We start from the raw sequence: 15,365 nt of genomic DNA on the forward strand, positions 1-15,365 counted from the left end.
GGACCAGGACTTCCCCGACCCCCAGGTTGCGACGGTACGCAACCAACGCCGGTTCCATCGACCTGGGGGCCAAGTCGTTAGAGACCCGCGTACGAATGCAACCCGCTGGTGACCAAGTTGATGAAGAACAGGTTGAACACGTTCAGCGCGAAGCCGGCGACGTTGATCCAAGCGGCCCCACGACCACGCCAACCGGCGGTCGCACGCGCGTGCAGATACGCCGCGTAGACCACCCACGAGACGAACGCCACGGTCTCCTTGGGGTCCCAGCCCCAGAACCGGCCCCAGGCGGCCTCCGCCCAGATCGCTCCGCAGATGATGCCCGCGGTGAACAGCGGGAACGCCAGCACGGTGGTCCGGTACGACATCCGGTCCAGCACGTCGGCGGACGGCAGCTTCGGGAAGCGGTCGGCCTTGCCGTCCTTGAGCAGGTAGAGGATCGACGTCACACCGGGGATCAGCAGCACGCCGGACGAGATCGAGATCACCGAGACGTGGATCACCAGCCAGTACGACCGCAGCGCGGGCTGGACCGGCGCGGACTCGGCGTAGAGCACGGTGCCGCCGAGGAACAGCAGGATCAGGATCGGCGTCAGCACGAACGCGCCGAGGCGGCGGATCGGGAACTTGGCCATCAGCACGAGCCACGTCACCACCGCGGCGAGGCACAGCAGCGACATGTACTCGTACATGTTGCCCCAGGGCGCCCGCCCGGCCGAGAGACCGCGCATCACCAGCGAAGCCAGGTGCAGCACCGCGCCGAGCACCGTCAGCGCGGCACCCATGCGGCCGATCCGCTCCGGCTTCGACAGCTCGCTCTTCGGCTCGTCGGCGAGGATGCCCGGCACCGGCGCACCGGCCCCCACCAACGCTTCCGCCTTCTTGCGCGGGGCACGGGCGAACGCCTGCTCCACCGCGTAGAGCAGGATCGCGAAGAGGTAGACGCCCAGCGCGCTGCGGTACAGCCAGTCGCTGTAGGTCGCGAGGGTCTCGTTGACCGGCATCAGGACTTCTCCTCGTTCAAGACCGCGCGGGCGAGCCGCGTGAACTCCTCGCCGTATCCTGCCTGGTCAGTGCGGGCGAGCCCACCGACCTCGACCAACGTACGCCCGTCGTCCTGAGGGGTCGCACGCACCCACACCCTGCGGCGCTTGACGGTCAGCGAAACCCCCAGGCCGAGGATGATCAGGATGGCGAACAACAGCACGTACCCCTGCGTCGGGTCGTGCGAGACCTGCAACGACACCCAGTCGTTCACGGAGTCGAACCGCACCTTGGTGCCGTCGTCGAGTGCGATCTCCTCGCCCAGCGCGAGGTTCTTGCGCGCGACCTTCTGCAACCGGCCCTGCTCGACCATCTTCTGGTCGATCGAGAAGATCGACTGGCCGCGGCCGTCGTCCACGCCGAGGTCGCCGCGGTACACGTCGACCGCGACCATCGGGTTGTTCAGCGCGGGGAACTTCGAGTTCAGGATGTTGCCGTGCAGCAACGGCGTCGGCGCGAGCAGGCCGGTCACCGCGATCTGGCTCTTGCGACGCTGCTCGGAGTCCGTCACGCCGGGCGGATCGAACTTGGTCGCGCCCTCAGAGGCCAGCGTCAACTGATCGGTCGGCAGCCACTGGATGCCCTGCGTCCGCTTCTCGCCGTTGGGGAACGTCACCGTGAACGTAGGCGTGTACCCGTGGCCGAGCAGGTAGAGCCGGTCGCCGTCGGTCCGCAGCGGGTGGTTGACCTGCAGGTTGTACGGCTGCCACGTGTTCGCCGCGAGGTCGGCGCCCGACTGGTAGCGGATGTCGGCCTGGTAACCGACGGGCTGGCCGTTGTCGAGGTACTCGGCGGAGAACTTGCCGACCTCCACGCAGAACGGCGTGAGGTCCGTGCCGTCGACGCGCAGCCCCGGCCGGAACTGGTCGTAGTTGAAGATGCCGCCGTTGCAGAACTGGCCGCCGTTGGCCTGGACGATGACCTGGCCCTCGTAGCTGAACATCTTGCCCAGCGCGAACGACACCAGCAGCCCGAGCAGCGCGAAGTGGAAGACCAGGTTGCCGGTCTCGCGCAGATATCCCCGCTCGGCGCTGACCGTGCCGTCACCGGCGTCCATCCGCCAGCCGCGCATGGACTTCTTCGCTTTTTCGACGACCTCTTCCGGCGTCACGTCGAGCACAGCCTGCGCGTGGTGCGGCATCCGCGAGAGGTTGCGCGGCGTCAGCACCGGCCGCGCGCGCATCTGCTTGAAGTACTCCCACGTGCGCGGCAGCAGACACCCGACGAGCGACGTGAACAACAACAGATAGATCGCCGCGAACCACGGCGTCGCGTACACCTCGAAGAACCCGAGCTTGAGCAGGAACCGCCCCCACCAGCCGTGCTGGGCGACGTACTCGTCGACCTTCGACGCGTTCAGCGACAGCTGCGGCAGCAACGCCCCCGGCATGGCCGCGAGCGCGAGCAGGAACAGCAGGGTCAGCGCGGTCCTCATCGAGGTGAGCCCGCGCCAGGTGTTGCGGAGGAAGGCGATCACTAGAGCGGCAGCCTCACGACGTCGACGAACGAGTAGCGCAGCCACCCGACGAACTCACCCCAGAGCCCGGTGACCAGCGCGATCCCCACGAGGATCAGCAACACGCCACCGAAGATCTGCACCTGCCGAGCGTGCGTCCGCAACCACTTGGTCACGCCCAACGCCCACCGCGCCCCGAGCGCCAGCACCACGAACGGCAACCCGAGCCCCAAGCAGTACGCCAACACGAGCACCGCGCCGCGCACCGTCGACGACCCGACCTCGGTGCTCCGCGCCACCGCCAGCACCCCGGCCAACGTAGGCCCGAGGCACGGCGTCCACCCGAGCGCGAACACGGCCCCGAGCAACGGCGCCCCGAACAGCCCGGCCTGCGGCTTGGCGTGGAACCGCACGTCCTTCTGCAACGCCGGCACCAGTCCTAAGAAGACCAGCCCCATCACGATCGTGACCACGCCACCGATCCGTTGGAACAGATCGGCGTTCAAGAACAACGCGTCCGAAGCCCCGAGAATCGCCATCGAGGCCAACGCGAACACCACGGTGAACCCGAGCACGAACAGCAGCGAGGCCCCAGCCACCCGCCACCGCCCGGCCTTGGCCGGCTCATCGGCCTCGACCCGAGGCGCCTCAGCACCAACGAGCCCGGCGAGATACGCCAAATAACCAGGCACCAGCGGCACCACACACGGCGAAGCGAACGAGATGAACCCGGCGAGCAAAGCAACCCCGGTGGCCAGCAGCAACGGCCCGGAGATCGCCAGATCGGTGGGGTTCACACAACTCAGGGTAGGTAGTTGCCCAGATCACCCACCCACCGGTGTCACCTTTTGCAGCCACCACACCTGCTCCAAGTACCGACGATCGCCGCCTTGTGAGTGACAACACGGTTGCTTAGCGTCAGCGCATGCAACGTTCCCGGCTGCTGCTCCCAGCGCTGACCGTCACCGCGCTGGCCCTGTTCGCCCAGGTACCGGCCGGCGGCGCTGCCCCGGCGATGGAATGGCGCGAGGTCTTCAACGAAGACGGCTCCATCACCCAAACCCTCACGCCAAAGCCCCCAGCCGAGAAAACAACGGGCTTCAGAACCACGGCCGCCGCCGAGGTCGTCAAGATCTGGGGCGACCGCGACTCGGCGGACGCCTTCGACCTCGTCTTCGTGGGCGACGGCTACACGTCGGACGACCTGGCGACCTACTCCGCCAACGTGAAGAGCAAGTGGGACGAGCTCTCCGCCGTCCAGCCCTTCGCCGACTTCAAGCCGTACTTCAACGTCTGGCAGGTCAACGTGATCTCCACCGAGTCCGGTGTGGACCACGACCCGACCAAGGGCTTGTTGAAGGACACCGCTCTGGACATGGGCTTCTGGTGCCAGGGCCGGGACGCCAACACCGAACGCCTGCTCTGCGTGAACGAGACCAAGGCCAAGGAGTACGCCGCCCTGGCCCCGCAGGCCGACCAGGTGATCGCACTGGGCAACACCACGAAGTACGGCGGCGCGGGCGGCTCGGTGGCCACCGCCTCCGGCTCCAACGCCCAGGCGGGCCAGATCGCGATCCACGAACTGGGCCACTCCATCGGCGGCCTGGCCGACGAGTACGACTACCCGTACGCCAACTACACGGGCCTGGAACCGCGCGAGATCAACGTGACCAAGGACCCGACCGGCGCGAAGTGGGGCGAGTACCTGGGCCAGCCCTCGCCGGACGGCGGCGTGATCGCCCCGGTGGAGGGCGCCCGCTACTACAAGACCGGCCTCTACCGCCCCACGGCCAACTCGATCATGCGAACCCTGGGCAAGGAGTTCAACCTGATCGGCAGGGACGCCATGGTCAAGGCGTTCAAGGCCAAGATCCCGTCCCTGAACGACGCCGCCGCCCCAGCGGGGCGGTGAGCGGTCACTCCTTGGCCAGCTCGTCCAGCACGGGTTGCACGTCCGAGGCCAGCACCGGCACCAGGAACACCGCGGCCACCTTGTGGTTCTTGTCCACCACGAACGTGGACGGCACGGTGTTGGCCGGAAGTCCCTTGAAGACGTTGATGAACGACCGCGACGAACCGTCGTAAATGGACGGATAGGTCAGCGACCGGTCCCTCATGAAGTCCTGAGGGTGCGACTTGGCGGTCTCCTTGACATCAACCCCGATGACCTGGGTCCCGGCGTCGAAGAGCTTCTGCATCTCCGGCGCCTCGGTCCGGCAGGGCCCACACCAGGCACCCCAGATGTTGATCACAACGGGCTTGCCCGAGTAGTCCGACAGCCGAACGGTCTTGCCGTCCTCCATCAGGGACTCGCCTTCGAGTCCCTTCAGCTCCTTGCGCTCCGCGGCCGGGTATCGGATCTTGACCTGCCCACCGGGCGCCACGAGGTAGAAGTCCCCTGCCCCGATCTGGGCCGCGTCCTTGCCGACCGTGCACCCGGAGACCAGCAACAGCAGAACGAGAAGCCTTTTCATGCCCCGGTCACCCGCGGGTTGGTGGCGCCGACCGGCTCCGTGTAGGCGATCCGCACCAACTGCTCACCCTCAAAGATCAACGACGTGAGCGACGCAAGCGAGCACTCCCGACGACGAGGGTCGTGCCACATCCGCTTCCCCTCCAGGAACCGCCGCACGGTCCAAATAGGAAGCTGATGCGAAACGCAAACAGCCTCGTGCCCCTCAGCAGCAGCCCGAGCCTTCTGCACCGCTCCCAACATCCGGTGAGCGATCTCGATGTAAGGCTCCCCCCAGGACGGCTTGAAGGGGTTGACCAACTTCGACCAGTGCTGCGGCGACCGCAACGCCCCATCGCCGACCGCGACCTTCAACCCCTCGAACTGGTTGTCAGCCTCGATCAACCGTTCATCGGTCGCCAACTCCAGCCGATGCGAGTCGGCGATCGGCGCAGCGGTCTGCTGAGCTCTCTCCAGCGGCGAAGCGACAACGTGCGCGATGTCGTGGTCGGCCAGGTGCTCGGCCACGGTCAAAGCCTGCTTCTGCCCGCGCTCGGACAGGCGGAAACCGGGAATGCGGCCGTACAGGATGCCGGTCGGGTTGTGCACCTCGCCGTGGCGGAGCAGGTGGACGACGGTGCGGGTCACTGGCGGGCCTCCTTGGCGGCGCGGGCCGCGTGCGGCAGCGCGTCGGCGATCACGGCGAACTCCTCTTCACCCATGGCGGCGTTGACGAACCAGGCCTCGTACGCCGACGGCGGCGCGTAAACGCCTCGGTCCAGCAGGGCGTGGAAGAACGGCGGGAAGCGCCACGTCTCGGATGCCTGCGCGCCCGCGTAGTCCGTCACCTCGGCAGAACCGAAGAACACGCTCACCAGGTTCCCGGCGAACTGCACGCGGTGCTCGACGCCGGCGTCGGTCAAAGCCGCGGTGAACAGCGCACCCAGGCGCGTGGCGTTGCGGTTCAGGGCCGCGTAGACCTCGTCGTCGGCCGCGCGCAGGGTCGCGAGACCGGCCGCCACCGCGACGGGGTTACCGGACAGGGTGCCTGCCTGGTAGACCGGGCCGGACGGGGCCAGCCTGGCCATCACGTCCGCGCGGCCGCCGAACGCCGCCGCGGGCAGACCGCCGGACATGACCTTGCCGAACGTGTAGAGGTCGCCGCGCACGCGCTCCAGGCCGAACCAGCCCGCACGCGAGACGCGGAAGCCGGTCATGACCTCGTCCATGATCAGCAACGCCCCGGAGGCGTCGCAGATCTCGCGCAGCCCCGCATTGAACTCAGGCAACGGCGCCACCGCGCCCATGTTGCCCGCCGCGGCCTCGGTGATCACGCAGGCGATCTCGCCGGGGTTCTCGGCGAACGCCGCCCGCACGGCCTCGATGTCGTTGTACGGCAGCACGATCGTGTCCGCGGCCTGCGCGCCCGTGACGCCGGGCGAGGTCGGCAGCCCCAGCGTCGCGACGCCGGAGCCCGCCTGGGCCAGCAGCGCGTCGACGTGACCGTGGTAGCAGCCGGCGAACTTGATGACCTTGCGCCGCTCGGTGAAGCCGCGCGCCAGCCGGATCGCGCTCATCGTGGCCTCGGTGCCCGAGTTGACCAGGCGAACCTGGCGGACCGGCTCGACCCGGTCGACGATCTCGGCCGCGAGCTCGATCTCACCCTCGGTCGGCGTGCCGAACGAGAGCCCGTCGGCAGCCGCCTTCTGCACGGCGGAGACCACGGACGGGTGGGCGTGCCCGAGGATCATCGGGCCCCACGAGGCCACCAGGTCGACGTACCGGTTGCCGTCCGCGTCCCACAGGTGCGGCCCCTCGCCGCGCACCATGAAGCGCGGGGTGCCGCCGACGGAGTGGAACGCCCGCACCGGGGAGTTGACGCCGCCGGGGGTCAGCGTGGAGGCGCGCTCGAACAGGGCCTGGGATCGACTCGCAGTCACGTACCCCAGTCTCACACGTCGGCTTCAGCGGCTTTCTGCGGCCGGGTGCGCACGGCCAGCACGACCTGCCGCACCGCGTCCAACCCGAGGATCACGGCCAGCGTGAGCGCACCGGCGGCGGTGCCGAGCCAGTTGCCGCGGTAGCGCGTGGAGATCAACGGCTCGCGGCCGTCGATCGGGTAGGCGAGCTTGACGATGCCGCGGTTCCAGCACCACACGGCGAGCCACGCGAGCAGGCCGATCGCGACGACCTCGCCGGCTGCGATGAGCCACCGCTTGGGCTGGTGCAGGCTCGGGCCGGCGGGCGGGGCCGCTTCCGGCTCCTCCATCACGGTCTCCGACTCCGGCTCGGTCACGGCCTCTGTCACGTTGCTCACCCTCTCACGACCCGGCGCAGGGCTGCGAGCAAGGCGTCCGGATCGCGTGCCCAGCCCAGCACCACGCTGCCGTCGAGCAGGCGCAATGGCACCGCCGTCGTCCCCTTCGGCACCGACCAGCCGCCGCCGAGCACCCGCGCGCCCGTCGGCGCACCGACGTCCCGGCAGGCCTCGATCATCGCGACCGGCAGCTTCTCCCTGCCGAACTGGGCCTCCTCGGCCGTCAGCTCGATGCTGCCGGTCTTGATCCTCCCGTACACCCACAGGACCGCGCCGAGCGTCAGCCCGAGCCCCACGATCGTCCACAGGCCGACGGACGCGGGCCCGGTGATGAGCTCGACGAGGTAGCCGGCGACGGCGAACGCCGGTCCCCACAGCAGCGGCCACCAGCTGCTGCCGGACTCGCGGTAGAGCACTACCGCACGAACCTGTTCGACGGCGGCAGGAACTGCAGCACGACGGCCGCGACGGTCAGCCCCAGGGTCACGATGGTGATCACCGTGCCCGGTTGCCACACGTCCGCGGCCAGCGCGAAGAACATGATCGCGAGCGTGGACAGGAACCCGAGCGCCCCGAGCACCGTCAGCAGGATGCGCGCCCAGTTCTGCCCGTTGCGCAGCACGATCGCGAACGCCACGTACGGCGCTGCGGCGATGAGCATCAGGAAGCCGAAGATCAGCGCCATGGCCTGCACGCCGACCTCGCCGGCCGCACGGTCCGTCGAGCTGGTCTCCGCCAGGAAGAACTCGGTGTTGGTGAGGAACAGGACCGGGAACACCGCGACCGAGAGCACGGCACCCGCGATCCAGATCCACATCGCCGCCGTGATCGTCGCCGGCCGCGCCGGTGCGAGCTCCTGCGGCAGCACCGACGGAAGCGGCTGCATCGGGAAGCCCTGGTTCATCGCCTGCACCTGGTAGGTGCCGTGCGCGGGTGCGCTGTACGGGTTCTGCCACTGCGCGTGGCCGAGCGGCGGTGCCGGCTCTGGCGGGGGCGGCATCGGCAGACCCATGTTGCTCACCGCGGTCACCTCGTAGGTGCCCTCGGGCTTCGCCCACGGGTTCGGGTTCTGCGGATCGGTCACGGTTCACGCACCTCCGTGAACCACTGTGCCGTACGCGACTGCCACGTGAAGACGATTGCGACGCAGATGAGCAGCAGCGTGACCAGGCTCGCCGGGCTCGCGCCGACCATCAGCAGCCACAGCGCGTGCAGGATCGCGACGAACGACAGCGCGATCCGCGACCAGTTCCTGCGCTTGAGGAGCATCCTGGTCAACCAGGCGTAGAGGCCGGCGAAGAGCACCGCGCCGACGGTCAGCGCGAGCAGGAAGTTCGTCACCTCGCCGGGTGGCTTCCCGCTCAGCCGCTCGATCTCACCGCGCTGGAACCACAGCCCGGCGGCGGTGAACAGCACGAACACCGCGGTCGCGAGCCACAGGCCGACCACGATCCGAACCTGCCGCGGCGCGTCGTTCACGACGTCTGCTCGGGCTCGGTCAGGTACTCGGTCGACTGGCGGAGGTAGAACAACGCGAGACCCACCATCGCCACCAGGGCACCGAAGACGCCCAGCGGGCTCACGGTCAGCTGGAAGAACAACCCGATCAGCACGGTGATCATGAGCGAGGTGCGGCTCCTCTTCGCGCCCGCCCTGGCCTTGCCGGCGAACCACACCGCGAGGCCGCCCAGCACCAGACCGCCGACGAGTGCCGAGATCCAGGTGATGTCGACGTCCCTGGCGATCTTTTCCACTGTCCTGGCCGGGTCCTTGTTCACCTGCACGTTGGCGTCGATCACCGCTTGCCTGATCGCCAGCACGTACAACGCGGCCAGGACGCTCAACACCGCACCTGTCACGACGAGCCAGTAGCCCGCGGTGATCGTGCCGGGAGCGCCCGATTCCTTCGGAGACGTCACGGTCGGAACTTAGGACCGCAGGAAGTTGCTGTCCACCGTGACGCGCGTCCTGAAATGCGCCGACGCCCGGTACATCAGCACGATCGCCGTGGCGTCCAGGACCGCCGTGACGAACACGACGACCAGGTCGAGCGGCCGCATCGCCACGCCGAGGTCCGCGGCCATCCCGCTGCCCCAGGCGACCAAGCGGAACAGTCCGAACGCGACAGACGCGGCGCCGAGGACCGTGAGCACGATCCGAGCCCAGTTCCGTCCGCGCGCCATCGCGTTCGCCAACCGCGTGTACGCCACGACCAGCAGGACCGCGATCAGCAGTCCGAACATGATCCCGCTGTTGACGGTCGCGTCGATCTGGTCCTGGCTGAGCGCCGGGTTCTGCCGGCGTGCCTGAGCGATCAGCAGCTCGCGGTCGAACAGCTCGGCGACGAACCGGATCATCCCGATGCTCGCGCTGGCGATCCACAGCCAGCGCGAGATGTTGACCAGCTTCGGGGGTGGCGGGGTGCTTACCGGTCCAGCCACCGCGCCGCTTCCACGGCCCAGTACGTCAGCACGATGTCCGCACCGGCACGACGGATCGACGTGAGCGACTCGAGAATCGAACGCTCGCGGTCGATCCAGCCGTTGGCCGCGGCAGCCTCGATCATCGCGTACTCGCCGGAGATCTGGTACGCCGCAACGGGAACGTCCGAGATCTCGGCGACGGACCGCAGCACGTCCAGGTACAGCAGCGCCGGCTTGACCATGACCATGTCCGCGCCCTCGGCGAGGTCCAGCTGCACCTCGCGAATGGCCTCGCGGGCGTTCGCGGGGTCCTGCTGGTAGGTCTTGCGGTCGCCCGCGAGCTGCGACTCGACAGCGTCGCGGAACGGCCCGTAGAACGCCGAGGCGTACTTGACCGCGTAGGCGAGGATGCCGGTGTCGGTGAAGCCCGCGGCGTCCAGAGCGTTGCGGATGAAGGCGATCTGACCGTCCATCATGCCGCTGGGGCCGACCACCTGGGCTCCGGCGCGCGCCTGGGCCACGGCGAGCTCGCCGTACGCCGCGAGGGTCGCGTCGTTGTCCACGGTGCCGTCCGCGGCGAGCACGCCGCAGTGGCCGTGGTCGGTGAACTCGTCGAGGCAGCAGTCCGACATGAGGACCGTGCTGTCGCCGAGTTCCGCGCGCAGGTCGGCCAGCGAGACGTTGAGGACGCCGTCCGGGTCGGTGCCGGCGGAACCGACGGCGTCGCGTTCGGCAGGCACGCCGAACAGCATGATGCCGCCGACACCGGCCTGCACGGCCTCGACCGCGGCTTTGCGCAGCGAGTCACGGGTGTGCTGCAGGACGCCGGGCATGCTGCCGATCTCGGCGGGCGCGCTCAGGCCTTCCTTGACGAACATCGGCAGCACGAGCTGCCTCGGGCGCACCTCGGTCTCGGAGACCAGGCGGCGCATGGCGGGCGTCGTGCGCAGACGCCGGGGCCGGTGAAGTGGGTACACGGCGGGACTCCCTGTGGAGAGAGTCGAAGGGGCCACCCAAAGAATTCTTGAGTGGCCCCAACGGCTTCAGTTTTTACTAGCTGCGGCGCAGACGCTTGGTCTTGCGCGGAGGAGGCAGCGCTCCCTCGGCGCGCAACCGGGCGGCGTGTGCGGCCAGCGCGTCGACCAGCGCGGGCACGTTCGCCTCCTCGGGCTGCACGTCGACCCGGAGGCCGAACTCCCGCGCCGTCTCGGCGGTCTGCGGGCCGATGCACGCGACGAGCGTGCGGGCGTGCGGCTTGCCCGCGATGCCGACCAGGTTCCGCACGGTCGACGACGAGGTGAAGCACACCGCGTCGAAGCCACCGGACTTGATCATCTCGCGGGTGTCGGCGGGCGGCGGGGCCGCACGCACGGTGCGGTACGCCGTCACGTCGTCGATCTCCCAGCCACGCTCGCGCAGGCCGGCGGCCAGCGTCTCGGTGGCGATGTCGGCCCGCGGCAGCAGCACGCGGTCGACCGGGTCCAGGATGTCGTCGTAGGGCGGGAAGTCGTTGAGGAGACCCTCGGACGACTGCTCACCGGACGGCACGAGCTCGGGGATGATGCCGAACGAGCGGACCTTCGCGGCCGTGGCCTCGCCGACGCAGGCGATCTTCACGCCGGAGAAAGCACGGGCGTCCAGGCCGAACTCGCGGAACTTCTCCCACACCGCGCGGACGGCGTTGGTCGAGGTGAAGACGACCCACTGGTAGCGGCCGTCGACCAGGCCCTTGACCGAGCGCTCCATCTGCGCGGGGCTGCGCGGCGGCTCGACCGAGATGGTCGGCACCTCGACGGCGATCGCGCCGTGGGAGTGCAGCCGCTCGCTCATCGCGCCGGCCTGCTCCTTGGTCCGCGGGACCAGCACGCGCCAGCCGTACAGCGCCCGCGACTCCCACCAGGAGAGCTTCGAGCGGGCAGCGGCGGCGGCACCGACCGTGACGACCAGCGGGCCGTTCAGCTCACCGGCGTCGGCGGCGACGGAGGCCAGCGTGGTGTCGATGGTGCGCTGCTGGAAGCCGGTGCCCTCGGCGGTCACGGCGACCGGCGTCTGCGGCGCCAGACCGTTCTCGACGAGGTTCGACGCGGCCTCGGCCAGGTGCGAGCCGGTCGCGTGCAGCACGAGCGTGCCGGGCGAGGCGGCGAGACCCGCCCAGTCCGAGACAGTGCGCACGTCGACCTCGGTGTGCACGCCACCGAGCGCGACACCCGCGTAGGCCGGAACCGCCGTGCCGGCAGGCACACCGGGCACGACGTCGAACGGGATCGTCGACTTCGCGACGGCCTGCGCTTCCTTCACGACCGAGTCGAGCGTCAGCGGGTCGCCGGCGACGAGCCGAACGACGGTCGCACCGTTCTTCGCCTCTGTCACCAGGTCCTTGGCCACGTCGGTGGCCTCGCCGACAGCGGGGCGGACCTCGACTCCCTCGGCCACGGTCGCGAGGACGTCCGAAGGGACGTCCGGGTCGGTGACCACGAGCTCCGCACGGGTGAGCAAGTCGTGGGCCCGGACCGTGAGCAGCCCGGTGTCGCCTGGGCCGGAGCCCACGAAGGCGATGCGTCCGGGGGTCTTGCGTGCGCGGGTCATCAGGGCACTCCCCATCGATTACGCCTCTGGGCCGCTGAGCACGGCGGCCCCGAGGTCGAGCAACTCGGCGGCCAGCGCCCGGCCGAGTCCCTCAGCTTCGGTCAAGTCACCGGTGGCGGACGCGCGGAGGAGATCGTTCTCCGGCGTCGCAGCGACCCCGCGCAGGGAAAGCCGGTACACGACCTTGCCCTCGTCGTCGAGGTCTTCCACCACATCGGCCAGCGCGCCGACCGGCGCGCTGCAGCCCGCCTCGAGCGCAGCCAGCATGGCGCGCTCAGCGGTCACAGCGGCCCGGCTGGCCGAATCGTCCAAAGTGGACTGGATCAGGTGCTCGGCGTCGACGTCGTCGACCCGGCACTCGACTGCCAACGCACCCTGCGCGGGTGCGGGAAGCATCTGGATGGGCTCCAGGTTCTCGGTGATCTCGCTCGTGCGACCGAGGCGCGCGATGCCGGCGCGAGCCAGCACCACGGCGTCGAGCTCGCCGTTGCGGACCTTGCCGATGCGGGTGTCCACGTTGCCGCGCAACGGAACGATGTTCAGCCCGAGGCCGAGAGCCTCCAGCTGGGCCGCGCGGCGCGGGGACCCGGTGCCCACAGTGGACCCCGGCGGCAGCTCGCCGAGCGTGAGGCCGTCGCGCGCCACGAGGGCGTCGCGCGGGTCCTCGCGCTGGGGCACCGCCGCGAGCACCAGACGCGGGTCCGGCGCGGTCGGGAGGTCCTTGTAGGAGTGGACGGCGATGTCGATCTCGTTGTTGGCGAGCGCGTCGCGCAGAGCGGACGTGAACACGCCGATGCCGATCTGGGCGATGGGCGCGTCGGACAGGTCACCCGGCGTCTTGATGACGACGATCTCGACCTGTGCGCCGGCAGCCTTGAGCGCCTCGGCTACGGTGCCCGTCTGAGCGAGCGCCAGTGCGCTGCCTCGGGTACCGATCCGTAGGGTGCGGGTCACCGCGTTTCACCATCCACAGAAGACTTCTTGGTCTGACTGACGACCCCAGGAGCCTGGGGGTCGAGCCCGAACAGTTCGCGGAGAGCCTCCGCGTAGCCGGTACCACCGGGTGAGGACGCGAGCTCCTTCACCCGGACGGTCGGCGTGTGCAGGAGCTTGTCTACAACGCGGCGCACCGTCTTGGCCAATTCACCGCGTGTCGCGGCGTCCAGTTCGGGGAGTCGCGAATCGAGACGGAGCAGCTCGGCGTCGACCACCTCGGCGGCCCGCTTGCGCAGCGCCGTGACGGTCGGGGTGACCTCGGCGGAGCGCTGGCCCGCGAGGTACGCCTTCACCTCGTCGGCGACCAGCTGAGCCGCGAGACGGGCGTCCTGGCCGGCAGGGGCGTCCGAGAGGCGCCGCTGCAGCGTTTCCAGGTCCACCACACGAACGTTCGGCAGTTCGGCCGCGGCCGGGTCGACGTCCTTGGGCAGGCCGAGGTCGCACACGACGAGCGGGCGCGAGCGCGTGCCGATCAGGTCGGCGCGGACGACCGTGTCGACCGATCCGGTGCACGCGAAGACGATGTCCGCGAGGTCGATCTCGACGGCGAGCGCGGACAGGTCGACGGCACTCGCCGGCACCCCGTCCGCCTGCAGCGACGTGGCCAAACGCACACCGTTGGCCTGCGTCCGGTTGGCGATGACGACCTCGCCGATGCCCGCCCTGCGCAGGTGCGCGGCGGCCAGGCCGCCCATCGCGCCGGCGCCGACGAGCAGCGCGCGCTTGCCGACGAGGGTGCCCAGCTCGGCCTCGGCGTCGCCGAGTGCCTCGGACACGACCGACGCGCCCGCGTGGTCGATGCCGGTCTCGGCGTGCACGCGCTTGCCGACGCGCAGCGCGTTCTGGGTGAGCTCGTGGGCGGTCTTGCCGACGGTGCCCGCCTCGTCCGCCGCCGCGTACGCACCGCGCAGCTGGCCGAGGATCTGGGACTCGCCGACGACCATCGAGTCGAGGCCCGCCGCGACGGAGAACAGGTGCTCCACGGCAGCGGCGGCGTAATGCACGTAAAAGTGCTCGTAGAGCGACTGCGGGTCGACCTGGGCGTGCTCTGCCAGCACGCCGACGACCTCGGACATGCCGCCGTGGAACGACTCGACGACGGCGTAGACCTCGACCCGGTTGCAGGTCGACAGGACCATCGCCTCGGAGACGCTGGGGGCGGCCAGCAGCTGACCGAGGACCTTGGGCAGGTCCGGTTCGGCCACGGTGACGCGTTCGAGGACCGGGACCGGGGCGGTGCGGTGCGACAGACCGACTACGAGCACGCTCATGCACTCACCACGTCTGCCGGAGCCGTCTGGCTCACGCTCACGGGCGAATCACCATCCCGTCCACACCGAGTCCGTTGTTGCCGACCGAGACGCTGGCAGCCTCGTCCGCACGTCGAGCGACGTGGAACGACAGGATCTGCATCTCGACCGCCAAGTCAACCTTGCGCACCTCGACGTTGTCTGGAACCTGAAGGACAACTGGTGCAAAGTTCAGAATGCACTGGACGCCCGCAGATACCAAACGGTCGCAAACCGACTGAGCGGCGGGCGGCGGCGTCGCGATCACGCCGATCGAGACCTCGCGTTCCAGGCAGACCGCGGTGATGTCGTCGATGTGGCTGACGGGAATGCCCCCAACAGGCACTCCGATGAGATCGGCGTCGACGTCGAAGAGAGCGGTGACCGGAAACCCGCGGCCGGGGAAGCCGCCGTAGTTGGCCAGAGCGTGACCAAGGTTACCGATGCCGACGACCGCGACGGAGTGGTTGCGGGTGAGGCCGAGGATGCGCTCGATGTGGCTGACGAGGACCTCGACGTCGTAACCGACGCCCCTCGTGCCGTACGAGCCGATGTAGCTCAGGTCCTTGCGGAGCTTGGCCGCGTTGACGCCGGCGGCCTGGCTGAGCTCCTCGCTGGAGACGGCCGTCACGCCCTGGTCGGCCATGCCGGACAGGACGCGGAGGTACACGGCGAGCCTCGCCACCGCCGCCTCGGGAATCGCGCGGGCGCGCTCCCTGTCGGCAGGCTCCAGAGGGGTGGTGGTCGTCTCACCTTCGCCCCGCTGTGCAGCCACGCTCTCCGACCTCCGGGTGTGCTTCAC

18 protein-coding genes are annotated in these 15,365 nt (G+C 69.4%); 1 reads left to right on the top strand and 17 read right to left on the bottom strand.

The window, feature by feature from the left end; genetic code table 11:
- Positions 1-77 precede the first annotated feature (77 nt).
- The 3 genes from ccsB to DI276_RS43265 are packed head-to-tail and all read right to left on the bottom strand — an operon-like array spanning position 78 to position 3,297.
- Entirely contained in the window at positions 78-1,004 is a 927-nt protein-coding gene (ccsB, locus tag DI276_RS43255) for a c-type cytochrome biogenesis protein CcsB (RefSeq protein WP_112275011.1), read from the bottom strand.
- Positions 1,004-2,479 carry a cytochrome c biogenesis protein ResB gene (gene resB, locus DI276_RS43260; protein WP_112275309.1) on the bottom strand — a complete coding sequence of 492 codons (1,476 nt, stop codon included), beginning with the start codon at positions 2,477-2,479 and terminating at the stop codon, positions 1,004-1,006. Before resB ends, ccsB begins: the two co-directional genes overlap by 1 nt.
- A gap of 41 nt (positions 2,480-2,520) precedes the next feature.
- Entirely contained in the window at positions 2,521-3,297 is a 777-nt protein-coding gene (locus DI276_RS43265; protein WP_112275013.1) for a cytochrome c biogenesis CcdA family protein, read from the bottom strand.
- Between the two features lie 128 nt (positions 3,298-3,425).
- Here DI276_RS43265 and DI276_RS43270 point away from each other — a divergent pair, with 128 nt between their 5' ends.
- Positions 3,426-4,412: a M64 family metallopeptidase gene (locus DI276_RS43270; RefSeq protein WP_112275015.1), complete on the top strand. Its 987-nt coding sequence runs from the start codon at positions 3,426-3,428 to the stop codon at positions 4,410-4,412.
- Positions 4,413-4,416: 4 nt separating this feature from the next.
- On the opposite strand, the gene DI276_RS43275 is transcribed toward DI276_RS43270, so the two are convergent.
- The 14 genes from DI276_RS43275 to DI276_RS43340 all read right to left on the bottom strand — a co-directional run bounded on the left by DI276_RS43275 (position 4,417) and on the right by DI276_RS43340 (position 15,338).
- Positions 4,417-4,974 carry a TlpA family protein disulfide reductase gene (locus DI276_RS43275; protein WP_112275017.1) on the bottom strand — a complete coding sequence of 186 codons (558 nt, stop codon included), beginning with the start codon at positions 4,972-4,974 and terminating at the stop codon, positions 4,417-4,419.
- Complete coding sequence (locus DI276_RS43280) at positions 4,971-5,600, bottom strand: histidine phosphatase family protein (RefSeq protein ID WP_112275019.1); 630 nt, start codon at positions 5,598-5,600, stop codon at positions 4,971-4,973. The genes DI276_RS43275 and DI276_RS43280 overlap by 4 nt, the downstream gene beginning before the upstream one ends.
- Complete coding sequence (gene hemL / locus DI276_RS43285) at positions 5,597-6,892, bottom strand: glutamate-1-semialdehyde 2,1-aminomutase (RefSeq protein WP_112275022.1); 1,296 nt, start codon at positions 6,890-6,892, stop codon at positions 5,597-5,599. Before hemL ends, DI276_RS43280 begins: the two co-directional genes overlap by 4 nt.
- Positions 6,893-6,903: 11 nt before the next feature.
- On the bottom strand, positions 6,904-7,260 hold the full coding sequence (locus DI276_RS43290) for a hypothetical protein (protein WP_157985320.1): 357 nt from the start codon (positions 7,258-7,260) through the stop codon (positions 6,904-6,906).
- Between the two features lie 5 nt (positions 7,261-7,265).
- On the bottom strand, positions 7,266-7,685 hold the full coding sequence (locus DI276_RS43295; protein ID WP_112275026.1) for a DUF3093 family protein: 420 nt from the start codon (positions 7,683-7,685) through the stop codon (positions 7,266-7,268).
- Positions 7,685-8,353, bottom strand: coding sequence for a hypothetical protein (locus tag DI276_RS43300; RefSeq protein WP_112275028.1), 669 nt, complete (start codon positions 8,351-8,353; stop codon positions 7,685-7,687). The genes DI276_RS43295 and DI276_RS43300 overlap by 1 nt, the downstream gene beginning before the upstream one ends.
- On the bottom strand, positions 8,350-8,748 hold the full coding sequence (locus DI276_RS43305; RefSeq protein ID WP_112275030.1) for a hypothetical protein: 399 nt from the start codon (positions 8,746-8,748) through the stop codon (positions 8,350-8,352). Before DI276_RS43305 ends, DI276_RS43300 begins: the two co-directional genes overlap by 4 nt.
- Positions 8,745-9,188 carry a hypothetical protein gene (locus DI276_RS43310; protein WP_112275032.1) on the bottom strand — a complete coding sequence of 148 codons (444 nt, stop codon included), beginning with the start codon at positions 9,186-9,188 and terminating at the stop codon, positions 8,745-8,747. Before DI276_RS43310 ends, DI276_RS43305 begins: the two co-directional genes overlap by 4 nt.
- A gap of 9 nt (positions 9,189-9,197) precedes the next feature.
- Positions 9,198-9,710 (bottom strand): hypothetical protein, encoded by a 513-nt coding sequence (locus DI276_RS43315; RefSeq protein ID WP_112275034.1) that lies wholly within the window; start codon positions 9,708-9,710, stop codon positions 9,198-9,200.
- On the bottom strand, positions 9,695-10,669 hold the full coding sequence (gene hemB, locus DI276_RS43320; protein ID WP_112275036.1) for a porphobilinogen synthase: 975 nt from the start codon (positions 10,667-10,669) through the stop codon (positions 9,695-9,697). The genes DI276_RS43315 and hemB overlap by 16 nt, the downstream gene beginning before the upstream one ends.
- 76 nt (positions 10,670-10,745) lie before the next feature.
- Entirely contained in the window at positions 10,746-12,278 is a 1,533-nt protein-coding gene (locus DI276_RS43325) for a bifunctional uroporphyrinogen-III C-methyltransferase/uroporphyrinogen-III synthase (protein ID WP_112275038.1), read from the bottom strand.
- An 18-nt stretch (positions 12,279-12,296) separates the two neighbouring features.
- Positions 12,297-13,232, bottom strand: coding sequence for a hydroxymethylbilane synthase (gene hemC, locus DI276_RS43330; RefSeq protein ID WP_112275040.1), 936 nt, complete (start codon positions 13,230-13,232; stop codon positions 12,297-12,299).
- A complete protein-coding gene (locus DI276_RS43335) occupies positions 13,229-14,545 on the bottom strand; it encodes a glutamyl-tRNA reductase (RefSeq protein WP_112275042.1) in 1,317 nt (438 codons plus the stop codon). The genes hemC and DI276_RS43335 overlap by 4 nt, the downstream gene beginning before the upstream one ends.
- Positions 14,546-14,582: 37 nt before the next feature.
- Entirely contained in the window at positions 14,583-15,338 is a 756-nt protein-coding gene (locus tag DI276_RS43340) for a redox-sensing transcriptional repressor Rex (protein ID WP_232837315.1), read from the bottom strand.
- Between the last annotated feature and the right edge of the window lie 27 nt (positions 15,339-15,365).

Source organism: Lentzea terrae (genome assembly GCF_003265345.1).
GTDB classification, from domain to species: Bacteria; Actinomycetota; Actinomycetes; order Mycobacteriales; family Pseudonocardiaceae; genus Lentzea; species Lentzea terrae.

Excerpts from the sequence above, each read along its gene's own strand:
- DI276_RS43325 (WP_112275038.1), bottom strand. The coding sequence starts at position 12,278 with ATGACCCGCGCACGCAAGACCCCCGGACGCATCGCCTTCGTGGGCTCC.
- DI276_RS43270 (WP_112275015.1), top strand. The coding sequence starts at position 3,426 with ATGCAACGTTCCCGGCTGCTGCTCCCAGCGCTGACCGTCACCGCGCTG.
- ccsB (WP_112275011.1), bottom strand. The coding sequence starts at position 1,004 with ATGCCGGTCAACGAGACCCTCGCGACCTACAGCGACTGGCTGTACCGC.
- DI276_RS43335 (WP_112275042.1), bottom strand. The coding sequence starts at position 14,545 with ATGAGCGTGCTCGTAGTCGGTCTGTCGCACCGCACCGCCCCGGTCCCG.
- DI276_RS43275 (WP_112275017.1), bottom strand. The coding sequence starts at position 4,974 with ATGAAAAGGCTTCTCGTTCTGCTGTTGCTGGTCTCCGGGTGCACGGTC.
- resB (WP_112275309.1), bottom strand. The coding sequence starts at position 2,479 with ATGAGGACCGCGCTGACCCTGCTGTTCCTGCTCGCGCTCGCGGCCATG.